Raw genomic sequence first — 13008 nt, forward strand, 5'->3', positions numbered from 1 at the left:
TCGTAAGTTAAAAAAATAAGCAAATCGGAATATCGCCAATTTGCCTATTTGTTATTTGAACGCCAACTTAGCTAAGCAGTAACTTGGCGTTAGAACATTTTTTTGTCATAAAGTCGCGATAAAAGGACCGTTGAAAATATTGCAGTATATATAACATAAACAACTATCATCCATTGCGGCATGCTATAGCCAAGAAACTGCCAACTGATAACTCCACAATCGCCAGTTGCTGCGAAAAGTGCAGGTATCCAATCGTGTAGCGGTGCCCAACTTGGAAAATTTGGTACGATTTCGCAAGAAAATAAAAATGCCATTGTAGAGGTTTGCATTTCGACATGCTCAATAGCGATGAGTAGTCCCCAAATAGCGCCTGTACCAAGTAACGCGTAGGCGGCAATTCTGCCAAATACATTTTGATGGGCGATAGAACCAACGACACCGGCCAAGAAAATCGACCAAATGGCAACGCGCTGATAGATACACATGATGCACGGAGCTAGATCCATAACATATTGAAAATAGAGCGCAGTTAATTCTAATCCAAGTGCGCTAACAGCGAGTAGTTGCCATGCCTTTGTATTGGTACATAGGTTACTGAGTAACTTCAAAATACATCCTATATGTGTCACTAAAAATTTATGCCGTAATTTAGCAGCCTTATAACAGTTAATAAACAAAAAGCGCCCAAAAGGGCGCTTTTTAACTGTAAATTTTTATTTAATTCTGCAAATACTAGTGGTGATTTGCAGGCGCAGCGCTATCAGCTGTGTGATGGCTGATAATACCCATCTCGTAAAACTCTTGTGTTTTTGACTCGAGCAAACCGGAATATATAGTTAGCAAGCCTACAATTGTTAAGACGATTGTATAAGGGAGCGCCATGTAAACCATACGACCGTATGATAGTCTAATTAACGGTGCTAACGCTGAAGTCAGCAAGAATAGGAATGCTGCTTGTCCATTTGGTGTAGCTACACTTGGTAAGTTAGTACCGGTATTGATTGCAACTGCCAATAAGTCAAACTGGTCACGGGTAATTTGACCTGCCGTTAGAGCTTTTTGTATTTCAGTAATATAGACCGTACCAACGAATACATTATCACTCACCATAGACAAGAAGCCATTAGCTAAATAAAACATAACTAACTGCATATTGCCTTCAAATGTTAGTACCCAAGTAATAACTGGTGTGAATAGCTGTTGATCAATAATTACCGCGACGACTGCAAAAAATACGGCTAGTAGGGCAGTGAAAGGTAGTGCTTCTTCAAAAGCATGTCCAATTTGGTGTTCTTCTGTTACACCAGTAAATGATGTCGCTAAAATAATAACGGTTAAACCGATCAAACCAACAGCAGCTAAATGCAATGCCAAGCCGATGATCAACCAAATGCCAACAATACCTTGAGCAATTAATTTAGCGTTGTCTTTTCTCGTACGTTCTTTGGTTTGCTGTTCATCAAAGTCGTTTAATACTTTACGAACACTATTTGGTAACACAGCGCCATAGCTAAACCATTTAAGTTTCTCGAGTAGCACACAAGTAATTAAACCAGCAACTAATACTGGTGCTGTAACTGGCGACATGCGAATGGCAAACTCGATGAAGTCCCATCCAGCTTGTTGGCCAATAATAAGGTTTTGTGGCTCACCAACAATTGTACAAACGCCACCAAGCGCAGTACCGACACCTGCATGCATAAGCAAATTGCGTAAGTAGTTTCTGAATGCTTGTAAATCTTCGCGAGAATATTCGGCTACTTCGTGGTCAGATGTATGATCGTGATCAGCGCCTCTATCGGCACCGGAGGCTACTTTGTGATACACAGAGTAAAAGCCCACTGCAACACTGATGATGACCGCAATTACTGTTAACGCATCTAAGAATGCAGAAAGAAATGCACTAGCAAAACAGAACAGTAGGGAAACCATTGTTTTAGACTTTACTTTAGTTACTATCTTAGTAAACAAAAATAGCAACAGATTCTTCATGAAATAAATACCTGCAACCATGAAGATAAGCAATAAAATAACTTCTAGGTTTAGTGTAAGTTCATGAAGCACTTGGTATGGAGTCGTCATGCCAATGGCAACCGCTTCAATTGCCAGTAGGCCACCAGGTTGGAGAGGATAGCATTTCAATGCCATTGCAAGCGTGAAAATAAACTCTAATACGAGTGCCCAACCTGCAACATAGGGACTTATAAAGAAAAACAGTATTGGGTTAATAATAAGAAATGCGATAATCGCGAGTTTGTACCAATTGGGTGATGACCCTAAGAAATTGCTATAAAGCGCACCTGAATATGTCTGTTGCATGATAAACCTTATTGTCGGTTATTTATTATGTCTTACATTAATATTGCTATTAATATTGACGTTGGTTTTTATTAATATTTCACAGTAGTTTAAGCATAATCACATTCCTTGTAAATTATAATCCATTTGTATAAGAACATACTAAAATTTGCAATTAAATTGCAATATCGTAGTAACATCCTCATTTAGCCCAATGAATAAAATAAGAATTCATTGATGTCATTAACGATTTGTAGCATAAGTTTTTTGTATTATAAGCTACCGGGAAATATAGCCAAATTAAGTAGATTGTAGCGATTAAGACGATGAATACATAAAGCCTCCAAACTGCACGCTTGCGGATGCTAATTCAATGACGAAATTATTGTAAAATCACAGGTTCAATTCTTTGCTTTAGATCAACTTCATTGCAGTCGTGTATGATCTTTTTACATATGTTTTCGATACGACAGTCGCTTAAAGTTTAGTTTGTGCTGATGAACTTCAGTTTTACATCAATATAAGATATTGTGGCTCTGATGCGACGACCTTATACGTTGTGCCTATCGTTTTGCGTGACATGCTTGTGCCAAAATTTTCTTCTGGTACAATCAGTTTGAATTTTAAAATAACATCAATGTGGAGTCGCATGGTCATTAAAGCTCATAGTCCTGCTGGATTTGCTGAACAATATATAGTTGAGTCTATTTGGAACGGAGGTTTCCCCCCAGGTTCTATTTTGCCAGCTGAACGAGAATTGTCAGAATTAATCGGTGTGACTCGCACAACGTTAAGAGAAGTGTTACAACGACTAGCCCGTGATGGCTGGTTAACCATTAAGCATGGTAAACCTACACGTGTGAATAATTTTTGGGAAACTTCGGGTCTGAATATCCTTGAAACTCTTGCTCAGTTAGATCATGAAGGAATTCCAGAACTAGTTGATAACTTAATGTCAGCGCGAACCAATATTAGCGCAATTTATGTGCGTGGTGCGCTAAAGAATAATCCTGAAAAAGCGATTGAGCTCCTGAGTAAGCATCATGAAATAGAAGATACAGGTGAAGCGTTTGCAGATTTTGATTATCAGCTAAATAAAGAATTGGTAGTAGCCTCTGGCAATTCAATTTACTTGTTAATCTTAAACGGCTTTAGGGGGTTGTACTCTCGTCTAGGTAGTTTGTATTTTTCACACCCTAAAGGCCGTGAAGTTTCTAGAGATTATTACAACAAATTAATCGAACTTGCCAAACAAAATAAATTTGATGAATCTGTATTTGCCGTACGTAAATATGGTGTTGAATCGGGTAAATTGTGGTCAGAATTAAAAGAAGATGTGCTTAAGGAGCTATCTGAATAACGAACTACAAAGTAATTAGATAACAAGGCAAGCGCTATTCGCTTGCCTTTTTAGGTTTTACTGGGCATTCGCCAATTACCTCAATCTCACCTTCATTATTTTCTTGTACCATGCGTATATCAAACTGCCACAGGTAATGTAGGTGTTTTAATACTTCATCTTTCGAGTCTGCAAGTGGTACACCTTGGTGAGGTGTATATTTAAGTGTTAATGAGCGGTCGCCTTCAATATCGGCACTAATAATCTGAATATTAGCTTCTAGATTGCTTAAGTTATATTGGTTAGAGAGTGTGTTTCTTATTTGACGGTAGCCTTTGCCATCATGAATCGCCGACACTTCTATGAAATTATTGGCCACGTTATCATGTATGTGGAATAACTTAAAATCACGCATAAGTTTTGGCGATAAAAACTGGCTGATAAAACTCTCATCCTTAAAGTTCTTCATGGCAAAATGTACTGTTTCTAACCAATCACTACCGGCTATGTCAGGAAACCATTCTTTGTCTTCATCTGTGGGGTTTTCACAAATTCTTCGTAGATCAATAAACATATTAAACCCGAGGGCATAGGGATTTATGCCAGAATAATATGGGCTGTTATAGCTAGGCTGGGCAACAACATTGGTGTGACTGTGTAAGAACTCCATCATGAACTGATCGGTAACTAACCCTTCATCATACAAGTGATTCAAGATCGTGTAGTGCCAGAAACATGCCCAACCCTCGTTCATGACTTGTGTTTGCTTTTGCGGATAAAAATACTGAGACACTTTCCGAACAATACGAACAATTTCTCGCTGCCAAGGCTTTAACAGTGGCGCATTTTTTTCTATGAAATAGAGAATGTTTTCTTGGGGTTCTTTTGGAAATGATTTTGGTTTTTTGCCTTTTTTCTTGTCTCTGCTAGGCAGTGTACGCCACAAGGTGTTCACTTGAGATTGCAAGTATTCTTCTCGACTTTTTTGACGCTCCAGCTCCTGTTCAAGCGATATTTTTTGTGGACGTTTATAACGGTCAACACCGTGATTCATTAATGCATGACAAGCATCTAAACAATTCTCAACCTCTTCAATACCAAATTTGTGCTCACACTCGGCAATGTAATTTTTAGCAAATAATAAGTAATCGATAATTGAACTAGCATCTGTCCATGATTTGAACAGATAGTTCCCTTTGAAGAATGAATTGTGTCCATAACATGCATGAGCCATCACGAGCGCTTGCATCGTCATTGAATTTTCTTCCATCAAATAAGAAATACAAGGATCTGAATTGATAACAATCTCGTAAGCCAGACCCATTTGCCCGCGCTTATATGTTTGTTCAGTATGAATGAACTTTTTCCCGAATGACCAATGGTTGTAGCCAATAGGCATACCAACACTGGCATATGCATCCATCATTTGCTCGGCGGTAATAACTTCAATTTGGTTGGTATAAGTGTCTAATTTGTAATGCTCGGCCACACGGGCAATTTCGGCTTGATATTTGTCTAATAAGTCGAATGTCCAATCAGCACAATCTGATAGAGGTTTTCGCTTTGCCATAACGTCTCCTTACTAATTCCACTAAGCCGCTTGGTGAGCGTTCTTTTTAAATAATTCTCTAAAGACAGGGTATATGTCTTCAACAGATTTGATGTGTTGCATTGCGAAATGAGGACAAACTTCCCCAACTTGTAAATACTGCTGCCAAAGTGTTTGATGTGCGCGCTGAGTGATTTCAATATAGGCGAAATACCTAGATTGTGGCAATAACTCCTCAAGTAAGATTTTTTTACAGTGGGGTGAATCATCTGCCCAATTGTCACCGTCTGACGCTTGAGCACCATAAATATTCCACTCCCGTGGGTTATACCTGTCTTTCACAATTTTGGACATTAACTCTAACGCACTTGAAGCTATGGTACCGCCAGTTTCTTGGGAGTAGAAAAATTCCTGTTCATCCACCTCTTTGGCTTGAGTATGGTGTCGAATATAAACCACATCTATCGTTTTATATGTTCGCGTTAAGAACAAGTACAATAGAATGTAAAATCGTTTAGCGATATCTTTGGTGGCTTGGTCCATTGAACCTGAAACGTCCATTAAACAAAACATTACTGCTTTAGAAGTTGGTACTGGTTCCTTGGCATAATTTCTAAATCGTAAATCAAAAGTGTCGATAAAGGGGACTTTGTTAATGTTCGCTTTAAGCTCTTCTATATCGCGCAATAGTTGTTTGCGCTCCTTAGTATTTTCATGTTGACCATTGTCCAATTCTTCTAAACGACGTAGTAGCTCTCTTAATTCACGGCGTTTGCTTGACGTCATTGCTATACGCCTTGCGATTGATCCTTGTAGCGATTTAACAATATCGATATTGGCAGGGACGCCCTCTGAGCAGAATCCCGCACGTACGGTTTTGTAGTCAACCAGCTTGTCTAGTTGGTTTTTTTCTAGGTTAGGAAGTTCCAAATCTTCAAATAACAGATTGAGATATTCATCTTTAGATATAGAAAAGACAAAGTCATCTTCACCTTCACCAGAATTACTTGCATCCCCTTGGCCACTTCCTTGCCCTTGGCATTGCGGTGGTCGTTTAATCTTGTCTCCTGCCGTAAATTGATCATTACCAGGGTGAACGCGGTCTTTGATACCACCTTGGCCTTGATGAAAAATTGGTTCGCTTAAATCCTTTCGGGCAATCGAAATATTTTCACCGCTATCAACATCCGTAACACCACGTTTATTCACCGCCTGTTCAACAGATTTCTTAATCTGCTGTTTATAGCGGCGTATAAATCGTTGACGGTTGACAGTGCTCTTATTTTTACTATTCAGTCGTCTGTCGATAAAATTCGCCATCAAATGACCTCCTCAAGCTACAACTTATGAAGATTTTCTAACGCGTAAGTACCACTCTGATAGCAATCGAACTTGTTTCTTGGTATAGCCTTTGGTCATCATACGTTCAACAAAATCATCATGTTTTTGTTGATCGTCTGTAGATGTTTTCGTGTTGAAAGATATAACAGGGAGTAAATCTTCTGTGTTAGAAAACATTTTCTTCTCGATAACTGTGCGCAGCTTTTCGTAACTAGTCCAATTGGGGTTCTTGCCGTTATTGTTAGCTTTTGCACGTAAAACAAAATTGACAATTTCATTGCGGAAATCTTTTGGATTACTAATGCCTGCTGGTTTTTCGATTTTCTCTAGCTCGTTGTTAAGTGCTTCTCTGTCGAACAGCTGGCCAGTTTCTGCATCGCGATATTCTTGATCTTGTATCCAAAAATCAGCATAGGTAACGTAGCGATCGAAGATGTTCTGTCCATATTCAGAATAAGACTCTAAGTAGGCCGTTTGAATTTCTTTACCAATGAAGTCGATATACTGTGGAGTTAAATACTCTTTGATAAATTCTAAATAACGATCAGATGTTTCTTTGGGCAACTGTTCACGTTCAATCTGTTGCTCTAAAACATAGAACAAATGCACGGGGTTTGCTGCGACCTCTAAGTGATCGAAGTTAAATACACGTGACAATATTTTGAAGGCAAATCGCGTAGATAAACCGGACATGCCTTCTTCGATACCTGCATAGTCTCTATATTCCTGATAAGACTTAGCTTTTGGATCGGTATCTTTGAGACTTTCACCATCATAAACACGCATCTTAGAATAAATGCTGGAGTTCTCAGGATCTTTTAGTCGTGATAGCACGGAAAACTGTGCCAAAATTTCTAGCGTGTCAGGTGCGCATTGAGCGTCAACTAATTCACTATTTTGTAATAGTTTCTTATAAATGTTCACTTCTTCTGACATACGCATACAGTAAGGTACTTTAACGATATATACTCGATCTAAGAAAGCTTCATTATTCTTGTTGTTTCTAAATGTTTGCCACTCAGATTCGTTTGAATGCGCAAGCAAAATTCCGTCGAATGGTAGTGCAGATAACCCTTCAGTTGGGTTGTAGTTGCCTTCTTGCGTAGCGGTTAATAATGGGTGTAAAACTTTAATCGGGGCTTTGAACATTTCAACAAATTCCATTAAGCCTTGGTTCGCTCGGCACAGCGCGCCTGAATAGCTATAGGCGTCTGGATCATTTTGTGCGTAGTGCTCAAGTTGTCGAATATCCACTTTACCGACTAAGGCAGAAATGTCTTGGTTATTGTCGTCGCCAGGTTCTGTTTTTGCCACGGCTATTTGATCAAGAATTGAAGGGTATACTTTTACAACTTCAAATTTGGCAATGTCGCCTTTGAACTCATGCAGGCGTTTGGCAACCCAAGGAGACATGATGGTATTTAAATACCGCGCAGGGATGTTGTATTCATCTTGCAGTATTTTACCATCAGAATTTGCATCAAATAGACAGAAAGGATGATCATTTACGGGAGAACGTACACCGTTGACACTAAGTACATAAATTGGTTCTTTTTGCATTAGCGCTTTAAGTTTTTCAGCCAACGAAGATTTACCGCCACCAACTGGGCCAAGTAAATACAGAATTTGTTTTTTCTCTTCTAGCCCTTGCGAGGCATGTTTTAAATAGCTAACGATTTGTTCGATAGCCTCTTCCATGCCAAAGAATTCTTTAAATGCGGGGTAACGAGCAATAACGCGATTTGAAAATATTCGACTCAATCTTGGCTCTGTTGAAGTATCTACCATTTCTGGTTCGCCAATAGCTTTTAGTAACCTTTCAGCTGCACTGGCATAGGCATATCTGTCTTGTTGACATATCGCTAAAAATTCCTGAATCGTATAACGTTCTTCTTGTGCTTCGTCATATCGAGACTGGTAATGTTGAAAAATGCTCATGAACGCCTCCTAAAAAATTTTAGGTGTCTATTTATTTAGACCGGAAAAATTGGATGTCTATTAATAAGCTTAGTTGTTATTTGGTAACTTGGTTGAAAAATAATGAAATAATTTGTTTTTTGTCTAAGCGCGTTTTTGAATTTCGACAGGGATATTCACAACATTGAATTAAAGGGGATGATCATTATATTTTTTCAAAAATATGGATGATTGAACTTTTAGGCGTGATAAATGATAGAAAAAATATGATGTTTGAAACCAAAAAAAACCAAGGCGAATGCCTTGGCTTTTTGAATGAGACATTGTCTGTGATTAGCTGAAGTTAGTAGCAGCAAAATCCCAGTTAGCAAGTGCCCAAAATGCTTCCATGTAGTTTGGACGCAAGTTACGGTAATCGATGTAGTATGCGTGTTCCCATAGATCTACTGTTAGTAACGGGGTAACGCCTTCTTCTGTTAATGGTGTAGCAGCATTTGATGTATTAACGATAGCTAAACTACCATCAGCGTTTTTAACTAACCAAGTCCAGCTAGAACCGAAGTTGTTAATTGCACTGTCAGTGAATTTTGCTTTGAATTCTGCGAAAGAACCAAATGAAGCGTTGATTGCATCAGCTAACGCACCAGTTGGCTCGCCGCCGCCATTAGGGCTTAAGCTGTTCCAGTAGAAAGTATGGTTCCAAATTTGTGCAGCGTTGTTGAAAATGCCAGCAGAAGAAGACTTAACGATATCTTCTAATGATTTACCTTCAAATTCAGTACCTTCAATTAAGCCATTAAGCTTAACTACGTAAGTGTTGTGGTGCTTACCATAATGATATTCAAGAGTTTCTGCTGAAATGTGCGGTTCTAAAGCATTTTTTTCATATGGTAGAGCTGGTAATTCGATAGCCATTATTTTCTCCAAGAATTATTAGAAAATTTTATTTTTGCCCAAAAATAAAAAGATAGTTTGTTTTTATTAAAAACCAAGTAAAATACTCAGGTATTTAAAACCTTGCATAGTTTACTCAAAAATATGGGTATTGCCAGTGTAATTATCAAGTTGAATACTAAGTTGGTTCACAATTTTTTTGCTTAGAGTGACAAAAAAGACAAAATTGTGAGTCAAATTGGTATAAAGGTTTTAATATATGAAAAATTTATTATTAATAATGCTTTGAGCATTGAAATTTTGACTATTAGTCTACATATTTTAGCTAACAAGCATTAAATTAGAGGTTAAAGATGGATACGATAGAGCGTATTAAGCAACAAATTGCTGAAAACAACATTTTGTTATACATGAAAGGTTCACCTAAATTACCAAGCTGTGGCTTTTCTTCTCAAGCATCACAGGCATTAATGGCATGTGGTGAAAAGTTTGCTTACGTTGACATTTTACAAAACCCAGACATTCGAGCCGAACTACCGGCTTATGCAGATTGGCCAACTTTCCCACAATTATGGGTAGACGGTGAGTTGATTGGTGGTTGTGACATTATATTAGAAATGTACCAACAAGGTGAATTGCAAAACTTGATCAAAGAATCTGCAGCGAAGCACGCAGATTCAAATGAAGCTGAATAGCCAGTTAGCGCTATTCAGTTTTTTCTTTCGATTCAGTATTGAATTATCAAATTTAAAACCAATACTATGATGGTATTGAACAAGACAAATAAATAATCACAATTTTAATTGGAGAACAAAATGAGTGTATTAGTAGGTCGTCCTGCTCCGGATTTTACAGCAGCAGCAGTTTTAGGTAGCGGTGAGATTGTTGATAGCTTCACATTATCAGAAGCAATCAAAGGTAAGAAAGCTGTTGTATTTTTCTATCCACTTGACTTCACTTTCGTTTGCCCTTCAGAGTTAATTGCATTTGACCATCGCATGGAAGAATTCAAGAGCCGTGGTGTTGAAGTTATCGGTGTTTCTATCGACTCTCAATTTTCTCACAATGCATGGCGTAACACACCTGTTAACGAAGGTGGTATTGGCCCGGTTCAGTACACCTTAGTTGCAGATGTAAAGCATGAAATCTGTCAAGCATACGATGTAGAGCACCCAGAAGCTGGTGTAGCTTTCCGTGGTTCATTCTTAATCGACGAAGAAGGCAATGTACGTCATCAAGTAGTAAATGACTTACCATTAGGCCGTAACGTTGACGAAATGTTGCGTATGGTTGATGCGTTACAATTCCACCAAGAGCACGGCGAAGTATGTCCTGCTGGCTGGAATAAAGGTGACAAAGGTATGACAGCATCACCAGACGGTGTTGCTTCTTACCTTACAGATAACGCTGAAAGCTTATAATCTGTATCCAAATTTATAATTAAGCCGCTGATAAAGCGGCTTTTTTTTACCTGAAATTCGACAACTGCTAATTTCATGGTCTAAGCTTGTAGAACTATTGCGTGAAAAAGGACGAGCTGTGTATTTTCCCGAAAGACTGTATGAAAATTTACCTAGTTTTTATTTTGTTATTAGCGGTGGCTTAGTGATATTGGGGAATGGGGGGTTATATATCTTTTCGGGGATAATATTTTATTGTGCAGCTTGTATTACATTAGTGGCGAGATCTGCCAGGAGAAGGAGAGACAAACGGAATTTGCATTCAACTAAAGAAGTTCTACCAGAGGTAATATACGAATATTTGCCTTACGGTTATATCGGACTTGGAATTTTACTGATAATAATTGTAGATCAGGAAGTTATTCAGTTTTTCGCATTTACTTGGTGCGTGTACGGTTTACGCAACATTATGTGTCGTCATGCAAACCGTAATAGACAAACTATACATTTTTAATGAAAATCAAAGTTTAGCTTGGTATAAAATTTCAGCTTAATCCATTGAATGAAGTGGCCAACCGCCTAACGCTTGCCATTTATTAACGATATAGCAAAAGAGTTCTGCGGTCTTTTCTGTATCGTAGAGCGCAGAGTGCGCTTCTTTGTTACAAAATTCGATATTTGCGGCCTCACAGGCTTTGGCTAAAACAGTTTGTCCTAACGCGAGACCAGACAATGTCGTTGTATCAAAGCTAACAAATGGGTGAAACGGTGAACGTTTAATATTTGCTCTTTCAGTTGCTGCGTTTACAAATCCCAAATCAAAGGAAGCATTATGTGCCACCATAACCGCACGTTGACATCCTGCTAGTTTCATTTTCTTGCGCACAAGCTTAAATATTTCTGTTAGTGCTTCTTTTTCGTCAACTGCACCACGCAATGGATTGCTTGGGTCGATGCCAGTAAAATCCAGTGCAGCAGGTTCAAGGTTAGCACCTTCAAATGGTTCTACATTGAATTGTATGGTTTCATCCAAACTAAAACACTGCGTTTGTTCATCAAACGAAAGTGTTGTGGCGGCTATTTCGAGTAAGGCATCAGTTTGTGCATTGAACCCCGCAGTTTCAACATCAATTACCACTGGGAAGTACCCTCTAAATCTTGTTGCAAATGATGTGTTGGTAGCAGGTTCTTGTTTCGCCACTGTCGTATTTTCAGGCATAAATCGTAACTTGGATAAATTAAACGTCAATTTTTGCCATTATCTCAGAAAAACATAGCTAACACTATGTCCAATACACTGTAAAAATTTGGAATAAATTGTTAAAGTTAAACAACGCCGTGCCGATATCTAATAAGTAGTTCGAATCGTTGAGCATTGATATGAAGAAATCACTGACCTATTTGTTATGTTCGTTGTTTGCTTGCAGCAGCTATGCTGGTATGCGGCAATATAGCGCTGATCTTGAAAATTCTCAGTGGCAATTAAGTCAAAATTCTCGCTTGGCTTGCACGCTTTCTCATCAAATCCCTAATTATGGCGAAGCCAAATTTTATAGTACGGCAAATCGCAACATGAATATGGAATTTGAATTGGACATGTTGCGTCTACCCGATACTTACTCGTTATCAAAAGTTCGCTCAGTAGCGCCTAAGTGGCGACCAGGAACTCCGGGTCGTACTTTAGCTGATATGAAGTTGCACAGACAGTTTTCCCCAGGCCTTTCAAAGAAAGTTGCTTGGACTATGCTGAGTGAACTAGAGCAGGGGATGAGTCCAACATTTTATTACGATGACTGGTATAACGATAACGACAAGATTTCTGTTGGTTTGTCTACTGCTAGATTTCAAAAAGCCTATAACGAGTTTGTCAGCTGCGTTGGTAACCTTTTGAATTATAGCTTTGAAGATATTCAATACACGGTGCTTAATTACGAATTTGGTAGTGACAAACTCACCAAAGCATCGCGTCGACGCATTGCGATGATACTTGAATATTTGAGTTTAGATCCTGAATTAGACTTAGTACTAATCGATGGCTATACCGACAGTTATGGTGGTAGAGATACCAACATGAAAATGTCGAAAAAACGTGCTGATCAGATTAAGCAATATTTTGTAAACAATGGCGTAGAGCCAAGCTTGATTGATTCTACTGGCTACGGTGAAAAGCGTCACGTTGCGTCAAACGACACAGTTTTAGGTCGCGCTAAAAACCGTCGCGTTGTTATTAGAATGGATAAGCCATAAGTTTTTAATTAAGAAATCACATA

At 38.6% G+C, this 13008-nt stretch carries 11 protein-coding genes; 4 read left to right on the forward strand and 7 right to left on the reverse strand.

The genetic code is table 11. The annotated features are described in order from the left end of the window. Positions 1-89: 89 nt before the first annotated feature. Positions 90-608, reverse strand: a complete 519-nt coding sequence (gene dsbB, locus ACSLUK_RS03830) for a disulfide bond formation protein DsbB (RefSeq protein WP_448547191.1) — start codon at positions 606-608, stop codon at positions 90-92. A 124-nt stretch (positions 609-732) separates the two neighbouring features. Then, positions 733-2319 (reverse strand): sodium/proton antiporter NhaB, encoded by a 1587-nt coding sequence (gene nhaB / locus ACSLUK_RS03835; protein ID WP_448547192.1) that lies wholly within the window; start codon positions 2317-2319, stop codon positions 733-735. 628 nt (positions 2320-2947) lie between these two features. Between nhaB and fadR the strand changes: the two genes are divergently transcribed. After that, positions 2948-3658, forward strand: a complete 711-nt coding sequence (gene fadR / locus ACSLUK_RS03840; protein WP_448547193.1) for a fatty acid metabolism transcriptional regulator FadR — start codon at positions 2948-2950, stop codon at positions 3656-3658. A 34-nt stretch (positions 3659-3692) separates the two neighbouring features. Here fadR and ACSLUK_RS03845 read toward each other — a convergent pair whose 3' ends face one another. The 4 genes from ACSLUK_RS03845 to sodB form a co-directional block, all read right to left on the reverse strand. Beyond that, complete coding sequence (locus tag ACSLUK_RS03845; RefSeq protein ID WP_448547194.1) at positions 3693-5207, reverse strand: SpoVR family protein; 1515 nt, start codon at positions 5205-5207, stop codon at positions 3693-3695. A 21-nt stretch (positions 5208-5228) separates the two neighbouring features. Beyond that, entirely contained in the window at positions 5229-6506 is a 1278-nt protein-coding gene (locus ACSLUK_RS03850; RefSeq protein WP_448547195.1) for a YeaH/YhbH family protein, read from the reverse strand. A 24-nt stretch (positions 6507-6530) separates the two neighbouring features. Continuing rightward, positions 6531-8465 (reverse strand): PrkA family serine protein kinase, encoded by a 1935-nt coding sequence (locus ACSLUK_RS03855; protein WP_448547196.1) that lies wholly within the window; start codon positions 8463-8465, stop codon positions 6531-6533. Positions 8466-8777: 312 nt separating this feature from the next. Continuing rightward, positions 8778-9359: a superoxide dismutase [Fe] gene (gene sodB / locus ACSLUK_RS03860; RefSeq protein WP_448547197.1), complete on the reverse strand. Its 582-nt coding sequence runs from the start codon at positions 9357-9359 to the stop codon at positions 8778-8780. A 332-nt stretch (positions 9360-9691) separates the two neighbouring features. Between sodB and ACSLUK_RS03865 the strand changes: the two genes are divergently transcribed. Next, complete coding sequence (locus ACSLUK_RS03865) at positions 9692-10033, forward strand: Grx4 family monothiol glutaredoxin (protein ID WP_448547198.1); 342 nt, start codon at positions 9692-9694, stop codon at positions 10031-10033. A gap of 120 nt (positions 10034-10153) precedes the next feature. Continuing rightward, a complete protein-coding gene (locus ACSLUK_RS03870; protein WP_448547199.1) occupies positions 10154-10759 on the forward strand; it encodes a peroxiredoxin in 606 nt (201 codons plus the stop codon). 529 nt (positions 10760-11288) lie between these two features. Here the strand turns inward: ACSLUK_RS03870 and rnt are convergent. Further along, a complete protein-coding gene (gene rnt, locus ACSLUK_RS03875; protein ID WP_448547200.1) occupies positions 11289-11957 on the reverse strand; it encodes a ribonuclease T in 669 nt (222 codons plus the stop codon). Between the two features lie 161 nt (positions 11958-12118). On the opposite strand from rnt, the gene ACSLUK_RS03880 reads away from it, so the two are divergent. After that, on the forward strand, positions 12119-12985 hold the full coding sequence (locus ACSLUK_RS03880; protein WP_448547201.1) for a flagellar protein MotY: 867 nt from the start codon (positions 12119-12121) through the stop codon (positions 12983-12985). Positions 12986-13008 lie beyond the last annotated feature (23 nt).

Source organism: Thalassotalea fusca, assembly GCF_053485835.1.